Genomic DNA, 17,085 nt, shown 5'->3' with positions numbered 1-17,085 from the left:
CGTCAGACCCATCCACCCTCACCGCTCCATACCCGCCGGGCAGTGCGGCCTTGGCGGGATCTACTCGCCTGCCGCCTGCTCGAAAATGCCTTCGATGGTTTCGGCGTCCGGGAGGAACTGTCCTCCCGTCACTGCCAACGCGACCTGATCGGCAGCAACCCGGTCGACCTCGCGGTAACGGTCGAGATTTCGATAGTCGTCAAGAAACCGGGTAACGAGCCCAGGGTTGTACACCCATGAGCGGCGGCGGTGGTCCCACATCAGGGCATGCCCCCGCGCCGGGTCGATCACGAACACACCTGCCGGCTCAGCCGTCTGGGCGTTACGGGACAGAACGTAGTAGGTCAACACTCTGACGCTCCATGTGATGTTCCAGTTCGGGAGATACGGGGAAGTCCTGCGCCGTCAGCCCGAACTGCGCAGCGACACCCGCAAAGTCTCGCCCATCAGCTCGGAGCGCCTCGATGTAGGACCACCAGACGCCCCTGTTGAGGTGTATCCACTTCGCAAAGGTGGCATCCTTCGCAGCGAAGAACTCCGCAAGCCGGGTGGGTACTTCGGCGGGCATTCCGTGGCGACGGTTGATCGACAACATCTCCAAGAATGCTTCGACCCGTTGTGCCGGCGACCGAGTCGTGCGACGCAGCACCTCGTACGCGCGGTGTGTCGCCAACCATGCGGCGCGGGAAGCTTGGCTGTGCACCTGCAACTCGAAGAGCTGCCCCTGCGGGGAGCGGACGGTGCAGTTGAAGCCGTAGAACCGATTGCCGGACCGCCAGAAGTTCTTACAGGAGCGCTCGTCAACCGTGAATCCGGCACGACTCAACTCCGCCACGGTCCCATGCACCGCCTGCTCGTAAGACACTACCTGTGACACTACGAAACAGAATCTGAGAACGTCGTTGACCTCACCGCTGAATTCCTCCACCGAGACGCCGACTGCACGTGCCTCGTCGAGGAACTTACGGGCCAGGGACAGTGGACTCTTCAACCGGAACTCCTGGTCACGCAGTTCGACCGCACCATCTGAACCCAGTGCCCTGCCTACCCGGGAGAGCGCGCTCTCCACATCGTCGGCCACCACCGCCGCCTGCTCATGAATCCTGTCAAGCACCCTACGCTCATGCGCGGAGAGTTCGGCGAACACGTCCGCCGGCTGTACGCCCTGACCACTCGTTTCCGACGGGTCATCTTGAGCGTCCGCCGTGGGGTCCGAGCCACCGGGCCCGTCGAGCAGGTGCAGGCGGTTGAGGTACGGGTCGCCGTACCCCTGCTCGTCGTCGGGTGCCGGCGGGTGCTCGGGCAGGGCGGGCAGGGCGCTGAACCGCCCCCGCGCCAACCCGGCCAACGGCATCGGGTGGCCGTCTCCGCCGAGGATCAGCGCGTCGATACCGACGACGTTGTCGGGGTGCCGCCGGCCGGCATGGGCGTAGAGGGGGCGCTCGTGGACCGTTCCCGCCTGCGGGTCGAGATAGAGCACCGTCCCGTTCTGGTTGAGCGCCACCCAGGCGTGCGAGCCGCCGTTCTCCCACTCGGTGATCAGGAAGGCGTAGCTGCCGTGACCTCCCAGGACCAGTTGGTCGTGCAGGTTGCGGTAGCCCCGTTCGACGGACTGGCGCAGGTCTGCCGGCCCCGGCGGGACACCGTCGGCGACGGCGAACAGCTTCTGGAACCGTCCGCCGGTGACCTCCTCGACCCGGCCGGGTCCGCCGGCCTCACCGTTGACCGGACGCCGGATGTCGCCTTGCAGGTAGCCGTCGAAGGTACGGGGCGCGGCCACCCTGGGTCGACCGTGCACCCACGTCTCGAACAGGGACAGGGTGCAGTCCAGGCAGTTGATGCCCCGGGTCGGGTCGGCCTGCGGGCCACCGTCGTTGGCCAGCGCGAACCACCCGCCCTGCCGGGGATCGGGGGTACGCACCACACTGCCGTCCGGCTGCCGGGGCATCTGCCGTTCGAGGTCGGTCTGGTGCAGGGCCAGCGGTGGCCGCAACCCACCGAACTGCCCGTACCGGCGGGAGCGGTCGATGGGCGGCGGATCGTCGTCGCCGGTGAGCGCCGACCTGTCGCCCGTCTCGACCCCACCGGTGGCCAACTCGGCCACGTCGTCGTTGATGCGGGAAAAGTCAGCAGGATCTCCGATGACGACATCCGTGGGAAAGACCCGGCCGTCGATGATCGCCGAGGCCAGATCCAACTCCCGATAGCTGTCCGCCTGCTCGGTACTCGCGATCTGCTGATACCAGTTGGCCAGTTCGAGACGGCCTTCGCGCTGTAGGTGGTTCGCCCGGCGAGCAGCACGCTGTGCCCTCGCTTCGTGCTCGCGGGCGACCTCTCGCCGGAAGCCGGCGTCATCCCTACGTCGCCGATCCTCGAACCAGTGTCGCTGGGCCTCGAAGTAGCCCTGATAGCGGCGACGGTCGAGCGCCTCCCGCTCGGCTGCCCATTTCGCGGCGTACCACCGGGGAGTTCTCGGGCGGGGTGGCTCGTCGTCCGGATCTGGTGTCGGGGGAGTCGGCTCGGTGGGCGGCGGGACCACGGGCCGGGGGGCCAGCGCCTCCAGGAGCGGGAACCGCCTGTCGCCCTGCCGCCCGTCATCGCGGTCGGCTACGCCCGGCGGCCTCTCCCGGGCGGCCTGCGGGGTGTCCGGTCCGGTGGCCGGTGCGCTGCCGTGGGTCGGGAGCCCTGTCGTCGGTGCCGGCCCCACCGACCCACCGGGTGCCGGCCCCGGCGGAACGCCGGCCGTGGAAGCGCCCGACGTCATGCGTCCAGGAGAGGGGTCTGCGGTGGGTGACGCCGTAGCGGTTGCCGTCGGTGCTCCGCCCGCTGTCGTCACGCTCGCGGGCGGGTTGCCCTGCCCGGAGTCGGGCCCGGGTGGTGCGGTGACCGCCGCGTTCGTCGGCACCACCTCAGCGACTCGACCTGCCGTCAGCGGGGAGGTCACCTGATCGGCGGCGACCGAGGACAGGGTGGGGCTGGACGGCGTCGACTCGGCCACGATCGACGCCGGAGCCGCGCCCGTGACGTGGTCGACCCCGGGTGCCGGTGGGGCCGGGGGCGTCACCGCGCCCGCTCCCGCCAGCCCGTCCACCGGCCCGACGGCAGCGGCGGCCCGGCCGGGATCGGGCGGCACCTGCGGATCGCGGGGTGACGGCGTCTCGGCGGCAGTGCCTGAGCCGTCACCGGCCACGACGGTGGGGCCGAAGGACGTCGCCGGTCCCGGCACGGAAGCGTCAGCGGCCGACCGCCCAGGAGCATCGCCGGCCGGGGACGCCTGCTCAGCGCCGGCCGGCACCGGCGACGGTGGGACGGGGAAGGCCGCCGACACCTGGGTGGCGTCGGCCAACGAGTGCAGCCGGCCGTCGAGGCGGGCGTGCAGTGCGGCGTCCGCCTGCGCGGTCGCCGAACCGCCGACCCCGGAGACGGCCGCCCGGGCCGCGTCCTCCGGCGACAACGCTCCCTGGCCGGTGGCCAGCCCCGCCGCGCCCTCCGCGAGCACCTCACCGGTCATCTCCCGGCCCAGGTGCTCACCGACCCGGGCGCCCCGCCCGGTGGCGTGCCGCCCCAGCCCGGCCAGTGGTGCGACCGCACCACCGGCCAGTCCACCGAGCGCCGACGCACCGAAATCGGCGAGGTCGAGGCCGTGCCGGCGACCGGTGGAGTTCTGGTACGCCTGCGTCGCGAGGTTGACGCCGCCCTCCTGTCCCGCCTCGAACAGGCCCCCTTTGACCGCCCGCTTGCCGAGCCCACGCATCCCGTCCCGGGCCACTTCTTTGGCGGCCCGCTCGCCCGCCTCCTTGAGGCCCTGTCGGAGCGCCTTCTTGGCCAGTTGCGCCATCAGCCGGCGGAAAATCTGCTGGATGACCAGCCGACTGGCGGTGACCGCAGCGCCGGCCGCCGGTGAGGCGGCCCCGGCGGTGAGTGCGGCAGCGACGGCGAGCGCGAGCAGCTCCACGACCAGGATGCCGAGTTCGATCCACACCTCGAGCTTGGCGGCCTCGATGTCGCAGCCGCACTCCTCGACCAGGCGGCCCAGGTCGGTACTGACCGCGAGCAGCACCGTCAACGGGGCATCGTCGCCGTCGGCGAGCCGTCGCCAGGCCACCTCGAACGCCTCCGGGACCGCGCCGGCTGCGCCGTATCCGCCGCGTACCTCGGTGGCGGCGGCGATCGCGTCGGCACGGGGGCCGGCCAGCGCGCCCGCCACGGCGTACCACTGGTCGGCGAGATCCCAGACGGCGCGTTCGTTTCCCTCCGGCCACTCCACGCCGACCACCCAGTCAAGCGCCTCGTAGGCCCAGCCCGGCAGGTCCCAAGGGCTGTAGTCGAGGGGGTGCGGGATCGGGCTCGGCAGCACGGTCACGGCTTCCCCCGCAGGTCAGTGCCGACGGTCACGAGGGTCGGCCACCCGGTCGAAGCGCCGGCCGCTGGCCGCGTCGGTCCGTAGGTTGGCGTCGACCGAGGTGACCACGTCGGTGCCGAGCCCCTCCAACGATCGGCCGAGCCCGGCCCAGGCACGCAGCAGGGTCTCCTCGTGGGACCGGTAGCTCATCTCGAAGGCCGCGCCGATGTCGTCCCGACCCCATGGGCGGGGTGCGCTGGCCGCCGTGATCTCCGCACCGAGGGTGACGCGGCGGGCCGACACCGACTCACCGGCCAGGTGCAGGTCGGCGCCACCCCGCCGAGCCCGGGCCGGATCGAGCCAGAGTTGCCCCTCACCCATGCCGTTCGTCCTCCCGCCGGAGCACCGCGTCGGCCCGCCCGAACAGTGCGCCGAAGTCGCCCGTACGCAGGAACTCCACCGACCCCGAGCCGGCCGGCAGATGGGCGGCGACCAACTCCTGGGTGGCCGTGGCCGCTCGGGCGCAGGCCCGGTGCACCGTCATGGTGATCTTGCGACTGAGCGCGTGGTGATCGCGGTCGTGGTAGACCTCGCCGGTGAGCTCCACCGAGATCAGCTCGCCGCGGGCACCCACCGTGGCGATGACCTGGCCGTCGTCCGACCGCTCCGTGACCCGCAGCGCGGCCAGTTCGGACCCCAGTTCGTCCACACCGGACCGCAACCGCCGGTATTGGCCGTACACCTCGTCGAACCGCGCCCGGAGCGCCTGGTTCGCGTCGCGGTCCACCCTCTCGGCCAAGGCCACCCTCCCCCGGTCACCGTCAGTCAGGCGAACCATACCGGGTGCCACGATTCCGTGGGGTCCGGTAGTTTCGGGCCGTGATCGATCGCCAACAGGCCGAGCAACTCGCCGACGTGTGGGCCCGGCGGGACTCGCAGCGTCTGGGCCACGAGTGCCGGGCCACCCTGGACGAGTTCGACCTGGGCTACGTGATCAGGTCGACCGTCGACCGCGCGGTCGACACGGACCCCGGCGACCTGCCGACCACCGTCGTCGACAAGGAGACCGGCGAGGTCACCACCTGGCCCCGGGTGCCGGCGGCCGTGGTGCAGCAGATGTACCGCCGCAGCCGTCCCACCGGCACCCCCGCCCCGCGCACCGTCGACCCGGCCAGCCTGCTGCTCCGCGAGATCCGTCGGCTGCCGACACCCGCCACCGTGGCGCACCTGACTGTCGAGGGCCGCACCTACCTCGGTCACGGTGTCAAGGGCGACGTGGCGGTGCGGCACCACCCACTGGTCCGGGCCTACCTGGACGAGCTGCCCCCGGGGCACCTGGTGCGCGGAGGCGACCGGCACGCCGAGATGGTCGTCGTCTCCGACGTCCTGCACGAGTACGACCACCGTCGCGCCGCCGCCGGCCAGCCACCGCTGACCATGCGCGAGGCGGAGTCGCTGCTGCTGGCGACCGGGATGGACGTGTTCCTGGCCCGCGAGCCGGATGATCCACAGGCCGGCCCGGCGGAACGCCCGTGCGACTCCTGCCTCAACTTCCTGGTGCACTTCGCGGTCCTCGGCTGGTCCGAACTCGCGTTCACCCGGCAGTGGCAGCCGGACAGGCAGGCCGCGCCGGAGCCGGGGCGGTTCGCGCCGGAGGTGGCCGACGCGCTGGTGAGCGCCGGCTGGCGTCCGGGGTTCGGTGACGATGGCCTTGCCGAGGAGGCGATGGCGGAAACGAGGGAGATCTCCCCCCGACATCCTGATCTCACGTCCGCGCTGAACGCCCTCACCAGGTTTCCGGGGCTTGCCTCCGGTCGGCGCGGTCCCGGGCGGCAGGTGTGGATCTCGCGGTTCTCCATCGACCCCGTGCACGCCGCCTACACCGCCGCCACCCTGGCGGACTTCGGTGCCGTGCTCGGCGTACGGCTCTTCCCGATCGGCGCTGGGCATCCGGACGCGATCCTGGCGGTGGACGAGCACGGCCGGGTCTTCGCGCTGGACCAGGCGGGCGAGTGGTTCCTCGGCGACGACGTCGATGCGGCGCTGACCACCCTGCTCCTGGGTCTCGCCCCGACCCGGGTCCGGGACGACGGCAGCTGGTGAGAGGGGTGTGCCGGGGTTACAGCGGCATCCCGGTCAGCACCAGCACCCTCGGCTCGGTGTAGTCGTCCATCGCCGACCGCACGCCCTCCCGGCCGACGCCGCTGCCCTTGACGCCCCCGTACGGCATCTGGTCGGCCCGGTACGACGGCACGTCGCCGACGATCACCCCGCCCACCTCCAGCACCCGTGCGGCGGTGAACGCCACGTCGAGCCGGTGGGTGAACACGCCGGCCTGCAGCCCGTACGCCGAGTCGTTGACGGCGGCGAACGCGGCGCCGTCGCTGTCCACCGACGCCACCACCAGCACCGGCCCGAAGACTTCTTCGGCGCAGACCTTGGCCGACGCCGGCACCCCGGTCAGCACGGTGGGTGGGTAGCTGGCGCCGTCGCGGCGGCCCCCGGTCTCGACGGTGGCCCCGGCGGCGACGGCCTCGTCGACCCACGCCTCGACCCGTTGCGCGGCCTCGACGGAGACCAGCGGCCCGACGTCGGTCGACTCGGCGGTGGGGTCGCCGGTGCGCAGTGCCCGCACGGCGGCGACCAGCCGGGGCAGGAAGGCGTCGTGGTGGTGTTCGTGCACGAGGACCCGCTGCACGGCGATGCAGGACTGCCCGGCCTGGTAGTTGCCGAAGGTGGCGATCCGCTGGGCGGCGAAGTCCAGGTCCGCGTCGGACGACCAGTCGGCGCAGATGACCGCCGCCGCGTTGCCGCCGAGTTCCAGGGTGACGTGCTTGTCCGGCACCTGACGGCGGATCTGCGCGCCGACCGGCCCGGAGCCGGTGAACGACACCACCGGCAGCCGGGGGTCGTCGACCAGGTCGGCGGTGCGGTCGTTGGGCAGCGGCAGCACCGAGAACATCCCGGCCGGCAGGTCGGTGCCGGCGAGGATCTCGCCGAGCAGCAGCGCGGACAGCGGTGTCGCCGGGGCGGGCTTCACGATGATCGGCGCACCGACCGCGAGGGCCGGGGCGACCTTGTGCGCCACCAGGTTGAGCGGGAAGTTGAACGGGGTGATGCCCAGCACCGGCCCCCGGGGCACCCTCCTGACCAGGGCGATCCGGCCGGTCGCGGTGGGGTCGGTGTCGAGGCGCTGCATCTCGCCGGAGAACCGTCGGGCCTCCTCGGCCGCCCAGCGGAACGTCGACACCGCCCGGCCCACCTCGGCCCGCGCCCAGGTGACGGGCTTGCCGTTCTCGGCGGTGATCAGGTCGGCCACCTCGGCCGCCCGCGCGGCGAGTTCCCGGGACACGTGGTCGAGGGCCGCCGCCCGCACGTGCGCGGGCAGGGCCGCGGCCTCCGTCGCCACCCGGGCCGCCGCCGCGACGGCGGTTTCGACCTGGCCGGGCGTGGCCCAGCTGGTACGCCCCACCGCCCGACCGTCGTACGGGTGGGTGACGGTCACCTCGTCGTCGCCGTGGACGGCACGACCGGCGACCCAGCACGCTCTCGGCTCCACGTCGGCAGCGTAGACGACGGGCAGTCACACGGAAACAGTCGCTCAAGCCCTTGTCTGCCGCGAATTCGGTAGCCAAGATGGCAGTCAGATTGCGATTGCCTCCGCTGACTCCGACTCCCAGCCACCCCTGGAGAGACCTCACCATGAGCGACCAGCAGCAGTTGCGCAACTTCGTCGACGGCGCGTACGTCGACCCGGTGGACGGCGGTCACGCCGACCTGATCGACCCCTGCACCGGTGATGTCTTCGCCCAGGCTCCCGTCTCCGGCGCGGCGGACGTGGACGCGGCGATGCGGGCCGCCGCCACCGCCTTCGAGACCTGGCGGGAGACCACCCCGGCGGAGCGGCAGCGGGCGATGCTGAAGCTCGCCGACGCGGTGGAGTCGCGGGCCGCCGAGCTGGTCGACGCGGAGGTGCGCAACACCGGCAAGCCGCGGCAGCTCACCGCCGAGGAGGAGTTGCCGCCGGCGGTGGACCAGTTCCGGTTCTTCGCCGGGGCGGCGCGCATGTTGGAGGGCCGTTCGGCCGGGGAGTACCTGGCCGGGCACACCTCGTACGTGCGGCGGGAGCCGATCGGGGTCTGTGCGCAGGTCACCCCGTGGAACTACCCGCTGATGATGGCGGTGTGGAAGATCGCCCCGGCGTTGGCGGCCGGCAACACGGTGGTGTTGAAACCGTCGGACACCACGCCGGTGTCGACGCTGCTGCTGGCCGAGATCGCCGCCGAGTTCTTCCCGCCGGGGGTGTTCAACGTGGTCTGCGGCGACCGGGACACCGGTCGTACCCTGGTGGCGCATCCGACGCCGCAGCTGGTGTCGATCACCGGCTCGACCCGGGCGGGCATGGAGGTCGCCTCCGCCGCCGCGCCGGACCTCAAGCGGACCCACCTGGAGCTGGGCGGCAAGGCCCCGGTGGTGGTCTTCGACGACGCGGACGTGGCGGCGGCGGCCGAGGCGATAGCGATGGGCGGCTACTTCAACGCCGGTCAGGACTGCACTGCGGCGACCCGGGTGCTGGCCGGCCCCGGCGTGCACGACGACTTCGTGGCGGCCCTCACCGAGCAGGCCCGCAACACGCGCACCGGTGCCCCGGACGACGCCGACGTGCTCTACGGCCCGCTGAACAACGCCAACCAGCTCGCCCGGGTCAGCGGCTTCGTCGACCGGCTCCCCGATCATGCCGACCTGCACACCGGTGGCGCGCGGGTGGGCGGGCGCGGCTACTTCTACTCCCCCACCGTGGTCTCCGGGGTACGCCAGGCCGACGAGATCATCCAGCAGGAGGTGTTCGGCCCGGTCATCACCGTGCAGCGGTTCACCGACGAGGACGAGGCGGTGCGCTGGGCCAACGGCGTCGACTACGGCCTGTCCGCCTCGGTCTGGACGCGTGACCACGGGCGGGCGATGCGGATGACCCGCCGGCTCGACTTCGGCTGCGTCTGGGTGAACACCCACATCCCGTTCGTGTCGGAGATGCCGCACGGCGGTTTCAAGCACTCCGGGCACGGCAAGGACCTGTCGGTCTACAGCCTGGAGGACTACACCCGGATCAAGCACGTCATGCACCACTTCGGCGGCTGATCCCGTGAGCGCGAGGAGTGAGCCGGGTTTGCGAGCCCCGCAGTCGCGAACAAAAGACAGCCCCGTGAGCGCGAGGAGTGAGCCGGGTTTGCGAGCCCCGCAGTCGCGAACGAAAGACGGCACTGTGGTTTCCAGTGCGGAGCTGCACCGGCGGCGGGGTGCCGCCGTGGCCCGGGGGGTCGGCAGCGTCATCGACTCCTACGTGGACACCGCCAGCGGCGGCACGATCGTCGACGTCGAGGGGCGGGAGTGGATCGACTTCGCCGCCGGCATCGCGGTCACCAGCGTCGGCAACTCGGCCCCGCGCGTCGTGGAGGCGGTACGCGCCCAGGTCGAACGGTTCACCCACACCTGCTTCATGGTCGCGCCGTACGAGTCGTACGTGGCGGTCTGCGAGCAGCTCAACGCGTTGACCCCGGGCACCTTCGAGAAGCGGTCGGCGCTGTTCAACTCGGGTGCCGAGGCGGTGGAGAACGCGGTGAAGATCGCCCGGCACGCCACCGGACGGCAGGCGGTGGTGGTCTTCGAGCACGCCTACCACGGCCGGACCAACCTGACCATGGCGTTGACCGCGAAGAACATGCCGTACAAGCACCGGTTCGGGCCGTTCGCCGGGGAGATCCACCGGGTGCCGATGTCGTACCCGCTGCGCGACGGCGGGTTGTCCGGGGCGCAGGCGGCGGCGCGGGCGCTGGAGCTGGTGGACAAGCAGGTCGGGGCGGAGAACGTGGCCGCGCTGCTGATCGAGCCGATCCAGGGGGAGGGCGGTTTCGTCGTACCGGCGACGGGTTTCCTGCCGGCGCTGCGGGAGTGGGCGACGGCGGCCGGGGTGGTGTTCGTCGCCGACGAGATCCAGACCGGCTTCTGCCGTACCGGCGACTGGTTCGCCTGCGACCACGAGGGCGTGGTGCCGGACCTGGTCACCCTGGCCAAGGGCATCGCCGGCGGGTTGCCGTTGGCGGCGGTGACCGGCCGGGCGGAGCTGATGGACGCGGTGCACGTCGGCGGCCTCGGCGGCACCTACGGCGGCAACCCGATCGCCTGCGCGGCGGCCCTGGCCAGCATCGAGACGATGCGGGAGCTGGACCTGGCCGCCGCCGCCCGGCGGATCGGGTCGGTGCTCGCCGACCGGTTGCGCGCCGTCGCCGCCCGCGACCCCCGGATCGCCGAGGTACGCGGCCGGGGCGCGATGCTGGCGGTGGAGCTGGTCCGGCCGGGCACCCTGGTCCCGGACCCGGCCGCCGCCAGTGCCGTCTCGGCGGCCTGTCACGCCGCCGGCCTGCTCACCCTGACCTGCGGCACCTACGGCAACGTGCTGCGGTTCCTGCCGCCGCTGGTGATCTCCGACGACGAGCTGGCCCGTGGGTTGGACATCCTGGACGCCGCCTTCGGCTGACCGCCCACCGCCCCGACCGGGGCAACCGTCGACCCGATGGCTGGTCGGCCTGGGCGAGGATCGCCGGGCCGGCCGAGGCGGCGGCGAAGACGTCCCCGTCCCTGCCCGGGTGCCGTCCGGCCCGGTGCGGTCAGCGCACCAACTCGACGAGGTTGCGTCGGATCACGTTCTTGCCGGGCTCCCGCAGCAGCTCCATCGCGGCGGCGTTGAGCAGCACACAACTACCCGACGGCCCGCTCACCGACACCGTCGCCACCTTCCCGTTGTCCAGGTTCGTCACCCGCAACCGTGTCCCCACCGGAAACCGGTCACTCGTCGCGGCCGGTGTGCCGGCCTCGGCGGAGAAGGTCACCGAGCCGGCACACGCGCTGGGCCGGGCCGTCACGCCGGTCGCCGACGGGGTCGGCCGCTGGGAGGCCGGCGGCTGGGCGGCGCCGGGCCGGGTCTCGCCAGGTGCCGGGGCGGCCGGCGCGTCGACGCCGACCCGCTCGACCACGTTGCGTCGGATCACGTTCTTGCCGGGCTCCCGGACCAGCTCCATCGCGGCGGCGTTGAGCAGCACACAACTACCCGACGGCCCGCTCACCGACACCGTCGCCACCTTCCCGTTGTCCAGGTTCGTCACCCGCAACCGTGTCCCCACCGGAAACCGGTCACTTGTCGCGGCGGGCGCACCGGCCTCGGCGGAGAAGGTGACCGAGCCGGAGCAGAGGCTCGGCCGGGCGGACGTGGTGTCGGCGAACCCGAACCCGGTCCCCACCGCGACCACCGCCGTGGCGACCACTGCCACCCCCGCCGCCAGTACGTGCTTGCGCTGCACCTTCACCACGTCTCCCGTCGTCGCCGTTGCCTGCATCGGCTGATACGGCCCGGGAGCGCTCCCCGTTCAGTTCCACTGTCAGGAAAGTTCACCGACTCCCCGGGCCCAGGCGAGAGTGCCGTCGATGTCAACGGACTGTGACGGCCCCGCTCAGGCGATCTGGCGCAGATCGTTGCCGTAGTCGAAGATGATCCGCAGGCGTGCGCCGAGTGCAGCGGCATACCTGCTCAGCGTCGCCACCTCATTGACGTCCAGATCACCGTTCTCGATCTGGCTCACCCGGCTCGGCGTGACCCCCATCAGCTCTGCGACCTGGCGTTGAGTGAGCCCGAGTCGCTTACGCTCCTCCGCCAGATGAAATGCGCTCACCCAGGCCTCGGTCCGGGCCCGCTCGATCTCGTACGCGGCGTCGTCGCCGCCGAGCCCGTCCCGGACCTCTTCCCATTCGTGGAACTCCGTCACGACTCCCTCCTCCGCTGAGTCTCCTGGTCCAGCCACTCCTTGTATGCGACTTCCGCGAGCGGGATGTTGTCCAGGTACCACTGTGCCCACCGGCGCGCCTTGTTGCCGGCGACGAGCAGCACCGCCTGGGACCACGGATCAAAGACGAAGATCACCCGCACCGCGACGTCCCGACCGGACCGTGGCCGCAGTTCCTTCAGGTTGCCGATGCTCGATCCGCGCAGCGAGTCCACCCAGTGGTCGGCCGAGCGCTGGACCGGTTTCCGCGAGCATGTCCACCGCGACGCTGACCGAACGGGTACGTGTCCGGATCGGTCCGCCGCAGTTCCCGGAGCCAGCTCCGCACCTCGGTAGTGACCCGGATCGACCACCGTCGGCTCCCTGCTGATCCCACCGGACAACTATAGCTCAAGCTAAACCTGATCGAGGCCGACAAGAGCTCAGCGGGCGTCGAGGAGGGGTTGGGTGGGGTCCCAGGGGCTGCCGCCGGCGGCGTCGCGTCGGCGTCGGGCGATGGCGGACAGCGCCTCCAGGACCACCCGGTTGCCCAGGTAGGCGGTGATGTCGGCGTGGTCGTAGGGCGGCGCGACCTCCACCACGTCGACGCCGACGACGGGTAGTTCGTAGCAGACCCGGCGGACGGCGTCGAGGAGTTGCCGGGAGGTGAGCCCACCCGGCTCGGGGGTGCCGGTGCCGGGGGCCATCCCGGGGTCGACCACGTCCACGTCGACGGAGAGGAACACCCCGCCGCACCCGTCGGTCGCGATCCCGAACGCCTCGGACAGGCAGGCGTCCAGCCCTCGGGCGACCAGTTCGGTCATCTCGTACGAGCGCATCCGTTGGGCGGCCATCCAGGCCAGGGTGTCCGGGCCGGGCCAGTAGCCGCGCAGCCCGAGCTGGAGGAACCGGTCGCCGCGTACCGCACCGGACTCGATCAGCCGGCGCATCGGCTGGCCGTGCCCGTGCAGGGAACCGAACTCGATGTCACCGGTGTCGGCGTGCGCGTCGAAGTGCACCAGGGAGACCCGGCCGAACCCGTGCCGGCGGGCCACCCCGGTGGCGTCGGTCAGGGCGATGGAGTGGTCGCCGCCGAGCACCACCGGGATCGCTCCGGCGCTGGCCACCGCGTACACGGCCGATTCCAGCGCGGCCAGGGAGCGTTCGATGTCCCCGGCGAACATCTCCACGTCCCCGGCGTCGTAGACGCACAGGTCACGCAGCGGGTCGACCCGCAGCGCCAGTGACGGGCGGGAGCCGTCGGGCGGCAGGTAGCAGGCCTGCCGGATGGCGGACGGGCCGAACCGGGTGCCCGGCCGGTGCGAGGTGCCGCCGTCGAAGGGTGCCCCGATGATCACCACGTCGGCGTCGGTGTAGGTCACCGGCTCGGTGACCGTGCAGGGCGGCACCCCGAGGAAGGTCACGTCGGGGCCGTACATCGGGCCGTAGCGGGTCATCGTTCCTCCATCGCCCACGGGGAGCCGTAGTCGGTGAGCAGGTCGAGGAACGGGCGCGGGGGAAGCGCCTCCGGGCCGAGCACCCCGACACCGGACCAGCCGCCGGTGGCGAGCAGCTCCAGCGCCACCACCGGGTTGACCGCCGTCTGCCAGACCACCGCCTGGTGGCCGTACTCCCGCATGGACCACTCGTTGTCGACCACGTGGTAGAGGTAGACCCGGCGGGGCCGGCCGTCGGTCCCGGTGCCGGTGACGTACGTGCCGGCGCAGGTCTTGCCGCGCATCCGGTCGCCGAGGGTGGCCGGGTCGGGCAGGCTGGCGGCGACCACGTCGCGGGGTGAGACCTGCATGCCGCGCACCGACACCGGGGTGGTGGAGTCGAGACCGACCTTGTGCAGGGCCCTCAGCACTTCGATGAACTCGTCGCCGAGGCCGTACTTGAAGGTGACCCGCCTGGCCTTGACCCAGCGTGGGATCAGCAGCACCTCCTCATGTTCGACGTTGACGCATTCGACCGGGCCGATGCCGGCCGGGAAGTCGAAGACCTCCGGTTCGCTGAACGGTTCGGTGGTGTACCAGCCCCGGTCCTTCTCCCAGATCACCGGCGGGTTGAGGCATTCCTCGATGGTGGTCCAGATGGAGAACGAGGGGGCGAAGTCGTAGCCGTCGACGGTGAGGTTCGCGCCGTCGCGGATGCCGATCTCGTCGATGTCGGTGAACAGTTCGTCGGCGGCGTACCGGGCGAACACGTCGGACAGGCCCGGTTCGATGCCGATGCCGCACAGCGCCAGCCGACCGGCGTCCGCCCAGGTCGCGGCGGCGGCGAACTGCTCGTCACCGAGCTTCACCCCGGTCTGGGTGTAGGGCCGCGCCGGGTGCGGGTGCGACAGTGACATCGCCATGTCCAGGTAGTCGGCCCCGGCAGCGAACGCCCCCTCGAAGATCGGCATGACGAAGCGCGGGTCGACGGCGTTGAGCACGTGGGTGATCCGGTGTTCCCGGCAGAGCGCGGCGACGGCGTCCGCCGAGGAGGCGTCGAGCCGTACGGCGACGAACCGGTCGCCGTACCCGGCGACGGCCCGCTCGGCCCGGGTCAGGTCGTAGTCGGCGACGACGACGGTGGCGAAGAAGGAACGGCGGGCGGCGATGGCGACGGCGGCGGAGCCGACCCCGCCGGCGCCGACGAGCAGGATACGCATCAGGAATCGATCCCCAAACCAAGACGATCGGGCGTACGGAGCCAGTGCTGGTGCCGGTCGTCGTGCGCGTACGCGTCGGCGCGGGCCGGCGACCAGCGGGTGAGGTGGATGTCGGCGGCCGGACGGGGAGAGTCGGGGCGGTGGTACGCATACCGGCCGGGCGTCACCTCGGCGAACGCCCGGTCGGTATGCGGAAGGATCACGACGGGTCTGCCGCCCGTCGGCCGGGCCCGTCAGCGACCGGGAGCGCCGAGCCTGCCGCCCCTCGGCCGGTCACATCGGCGACCGGGAGCGCCGAGCCTGCCGCCCGTCGGCCGGGCGCGTGAGCGACCGGGAGCTCGGCCCGTCGGGACCGTCGACCGCGCAGCATGCTCAGCCCGACGAGCAGCAGGGCGATGCCGAACATCGCCGTGCCGATCACGTTGACCTGTGGGGGGATGCCCCGCTGGGCGGCACCCCAGACGTACATCGGGAAGGTGACGGTGGTGCCGGCGTTGAAGTTCGTCACGATGAAGTCGTCGAAGCTGAGCGAGAAGGCGAGCAGGGCGGCGGCGACGATGCCGGGCAGCACCAACGGCAGGGTGATCCGCCGGAACGTCTGCCACTCGCTGGCGTAGAGGTCCATCGCGGCCTCCTCCAGCCGCCGGTCCATCCCGGCGAGCCGGGCCTTGACCGTCACCACCACGAACGACACGCAGAACATCACGTGCGCGATGACGACGGTCCAGAAACCCTGCGGCACCCCGGCGGAGACGAACAGCGCGAGCAGCGAGGTGCCGAGCACCAGCTCCGGCGTCGCCATCGGCAGGAAGATCAGCAGGTTGATCCCGCCGCGCCCCCGGAACCGGTGCCGGACCAGGGCGAACGCCATCAGCGTGCCGATCACCGTGGACCCGACGGTGGCGAGGAACCCGATCTGCACGCTGCGGACGACCGCGTCGCACATTTCGGGGGTGGCGCAGGGCTGCCGCCAGTTGTCCAGGGTGAACTCGTTGAAGTCGTACGACAGCCGGCTGGACGGGCGGTTGAGGGAGAGGCCGGCGACCACGGCGATCGGCAGGAACAGGTAGCCGAGCACCAGCAGCGCGACGATCATCACCCACCGGTCGGCCAACCACCGCGACACCCTCACCGGAATCCACCTCCGTTCACGACTGCGGGGCTCCGCTGCGCTGCACTCCTCGCGCTCACCGAACCAACCCTTCCGCTCGCGACTGCGGGGCTCCGCTGCGCTGCACTCCTCGCGCTCACCGAACCAACCCTTCCGCTCGCGACTGCGGGGCTCCGCTGCGCTGCACTCCTCGCGCTCACCGAACCAACCCTTCCGCTCGCGACTGCGGGGCTCCGCTGCGCTGCACTCCTCGCGCTCACAGGACATCCTCCGTGCCGGCGCGGCGCAGGTAGACGAAGACGACCGCGAGGATCGCCGCCATCAGCAGGAACGACAGGGCGGCACCCTGCGGGTAGTCCAGCCGGACCAGGAACGCCGAGTCGATGACGTTGCCGATCATGTACTCGTTGGGGGTGCCGAGCAGTTCGGCGTTGATGTAGTCACCGGTGGCCGGGATGAAGAACAGCAGCGTGCCGGCGATCAGGCCGGGCATCGACAGCGGCAGGGTAACCCTGCGGAAGGCGCGCAGCGGGCCCGCGTACAGGTCGCTGGCCGCCTCCAGCAGTCGGCGGTCGAGCCGCTCCAGGCTCGCGTACAACGGCAGCACCAGGAACGGCAGGAAGTTGTACGTCAACCCGAGCACCACCGCGACCGGGGTGGCGAGCAGTCGCCCGTCCGGGCCGAGCAGGTGCACGTCGCGCAGCAGCCCGACCAGCACGCCGTTGTCCGACAGGATGGTTTTCCAGGCCAGGGTGCGCACCAGGAAACTGGTGAACATCGGGGCGACCACGCAGACCAGCAGCAGGTTCTTCCACCGGCCGGCTTTCTGCGCGATCGCGTACGCCAGCGGGTAGCCCAGCAGCAGGGCCAGCACCAGCGCCGCCCCGGCATAGCCGAACGACCTGGCGAACTGCGGCCAGTACGCCTGCACCGCCTCCGGATAGTTGCCGAACGCCCAGGTCAGCGCGTACCCGGTGGACAGCGAACCGGTCGGGTCGTAGAGGCTGGCGGCAGCCAACTGCAGCAGCGGCACGACGAAGAAGACCAGCAGCCAGGCCGCCCCCGGCAGCAGCAGCAGGTACGGCAGCAGCCGGTGCCGGCCGGGCCGGGCCGGTGGCGGTGCCCCGGTCGCCGGTGTCCCGCCGCCCAACTGGGCCAGTGC

Annotated in this window: 16 protein-coding genes; 3 read left to right on the top strand and 13 right to left on the bottom strand. The window is 71.7% G+C overall.

Features of this window, described 5'->3' with window-relative positions:
* Positions 1 to 60: 60 nt before the first annotated feature.
* From JQN83_RS28900 to JQN83_RS28885, 4 genes are read right to left on the bottom strand one after another with little or no spacing between them, the layout of a single operon-like run.
* Complete coding sequence (locus tag JQN83_RS28900) at positions 61 to 351, bottom strand: hypothetical protein (RefSeq protein ID WP_208570319.1); 291 nt, start codon at positions 349 to 351, stop codon at positions 61 to 63.
* The gene (locus JQN83_RS28895) at positions 323 to 4,363 is read right to left on the bottom strand and encodes a toxin glutamine deamidase domain-containing protein (protein ID WP_208570318.1); all 4,041 of its coding nucleotides are present in this window, start codon (positions 4,361 to 4,363) and stop codon (positions 323 to 325) included. Before JQN83_RS28895 ends, JQN83_RS28900 begins: the two co-directional genes overlap by 29 nt.
* 15 nt (positions 4,364 to 4,378) lie before the next feature.
* Positions 4,379 to 4,723, bottom strand: a complete 345-nt coding sequence (locus JQN83_RS28890; RefSeq protein ID WP_208570317.1) for a hypothetical protein — start codon at positions 4,721 to 4,723, stop codon at positions 4,379 to 4,381.
* Complete coding sequence (locus JQN83_RS28885) at positions 4,716 to 5,147, bottom strand: YbaB/EbfC family nucleoid-associated protein (protein WP_307799855.1); 432 nt, start codon at positions 5,145 to 5,147, stop codon at positions 4,716 to 4,718. Before JQN83_RS28885 ends, JQN83_RS28890 begins: the two co-directional genes overlap by 8 nt.
* Positions 5,148 to 5,221: 74 nt before the next feature.
* Between JQN83_RS28885 and JQN83_RS28880 the strand changes: the two genes are divergently transcribed.
* A complete protein-coding gene (locus JQN83_RS28880) occupies positions 5,222 to 6,445 on the top strand; it encodes an SUKH-3 domain-containing protein (protein ID WP_208570315.1) in 1,224 nt (407 codons plus the stop codon).
* 16 nt (positions 6,446 to 6,461) lie between these two features.
* Here the strand turns inward: JQN83_RS28880 and JQN83_RS28875 are convergent, their stop codons facing one another.
* A complete protein-coding gene (locus JQN83_RS28875; protein WP_208570314.1) occupies positions 6,462 to 7,901 on the bottom strand; it encodes an aldehyde dehydrogenase family protein in 1,440 nt (479 codons plus the stop codon).
* A gap of 143 nt (positions 7,902 to 8,044) precedes the next feature.
* Here JQN83_RS28875 and JQN83_RS28870 point away from each other — a divergent pair, with 143 nt between their 5' ends.
* Together JQN83_RS28870 and gabT are read left to right on the top strand one after the other, a co-directional pair.
* Entirely contained in the window at positions 8,045 to 9,481 is a 1,437-nt protein-coding gene (locus tag JQN83_RS28870) for a gamma-aminobutyraldehyde dehydrogenase (RefSeq protein WP_208570313.1), read from the top strand.
* 124 nt (positions 9,482 to 9,605) lie between these two features.
* Positions 9,606 to 10,877 (top strand): 4-aminobutyrate--2-oxoglutarate transaminase, encoded by a 1,272-nt coding sequence (gene gabT, locus JQN83_RS28865; RefSeq protein WP_208570312.1) that lies wholly within the window; start codon positions 9,606 to 9,608, stop codon positions 10,875 to 10,877.
* A 130-nt stretch (positions 10,878 to 11,007) separates the two neighbouring features.
* Here gabT and JQN83_RS28860 read toward each other — a convergent pair whose 3' ends face one another.
* From JQN83_RS28860 to JQN83_RS28825, 8 genes are all read right to left on the bottom strand, one after another.
* Entirely contained in the window at positions 11,008 to 11,703 is a 696-nt protein-coding gene (locus JQN83_RS28860; protein WP_208570311.1) for an RlpA-like double-psi beta-barrel domain-containing protein, read from the bottom strand.
* 144 nt (positions 11,704 to 11,847) lie between these two features.
* The gene (locus JQN83_RS28855) at positions 11,848 to 12,159 is read right to left on the bottom strand and encodes a helix-turn-helix domain-containing protein (RefSeq protein ID WP_208570310.1); all 312 of its coding nucleotides are present in this window, start codon (positions 12,157 to 12,159) and stop codon (positions 11,848 to 11,850) included.
* The gene (locus JQN83_RS34265) at positions 12,156 to 12,392 is read right to left on the bottom strand and encodes a type II toxin-antitoxin system RelE/ParE family toxin (protein ID WP_307799852.1); all 237 of its coding nucleotides are present in this window, start codon (positions 12,390 to 12,392) and stop codon (positions 12,156 to 12,158) included. The genes JQN83_RS28855 and JQN83_RS34265 overlap by 4 nt, the downstream gene beginning before the upstream one ends.
* Before the next feature lie 207 nt (positions 12,393 to 12,599).
* Entirely contained in the window at positions 12,600 to 13,613 is a 1,014-nt protein-coding gene (gene speB, locus JQN83_RS28845; RefSeq protein ID WP_208570309.1) for an agmatinase, read from the bottom strand.
* Entirely contained in the window at positions 13,610 to 14,812 is a 1,203-nt protein-coding gene (locus JQN83_RS28840) for a saccharopine dehydrogenase family protein (protein ID WP_208570308.1), read from the bottom strand. Before JQN83_RS28840 ends, speB begins: the two co-directional genes overlap by 4 nt.
* Positions 14,812 to 15,015, bottom strand: coding sequence for a hypothetical protein (locus JQN83_RS28835; protein WP_208570354.1), 204 nt, complete (start codon positions 15,013 to 15,015; stop codon positions 14,812 to 14,814). The genes JQN83_RS28840 and JQN83_RS28835 overlap by 1 nt, the downstream gene beginning before the upstream one ends.
* Positions 15,012 to 15,944 (bottom strand): ABC transporter permease, encoded by a 933-nt coding sequence (locus JQN83_RS28830; protein WP_307799850.1) that lies wholly within the window; start codon positions 15,942 to 15,944, stop codon positions 15,012 to 15,014. Before JQN83_RS28830 ends, JQN83_RS28835 begins: the two co-directional genes overlap by 4 nt.
* A gap of 235 nt (positions 15,945 to 16,179) precedes the next feature.
* Positions 16,180 to 17,082, bottom strand: a complete 903-nt coding sequence (locus tag JQN83_RS28825) for an ABC transporter permease (protein ID WP_208570351.1) — start codon at positions 17,080 to 17,082, stop codon at positions 16,180 to 16,182.
* Positions 17,083 to 17,085: the final 3 nt, after the last annotated feature.

Origin of the sequence: Micromonospora antibiotica, assembly GCF_017599305.1 — a bacterium.
Classification (GTDB): domain Bacteria; phylum Actinomycetota; class Actinomycetes; order Mycobacteriales; family Micromonosporaceae; genus Micromonospora; species Micromonospora antibiotica.
This window is presented reverse-complemented; position numbering and strand designations above follow the sequence as displayed.

Coding starts and splice junctions, on each gene's coding strand:
- JQN83_RS28870 (WP_208570313.1), top strand. CDS start 8,045: ATGAGCGACCAGCAGCAGTTGCGCAACTTCGTCGACGGCGCGTACGTC.
- JQN83_RS28890 (WP_208570317.1), bottom strand. CDS start 4,723: ATGGGTGAGGGGCAACTCTGGCTCGATCCGGCCCGGGCTCGGCGGGGT.
- speB (WP_208570309.1), bottom strand. CDS start 13,613: ATGACCCGCTACGGCCCGATGTACGGCCCCGACGTGACCTTCCTCGGG.
- JQN83_RS28840 (WP_208570308.1), bottom strand. CDS start 14,812: ATGCGTATCCTGCTCGTCGGCGCCGGCGGGGTCGGCTCCGCCGCCGTC.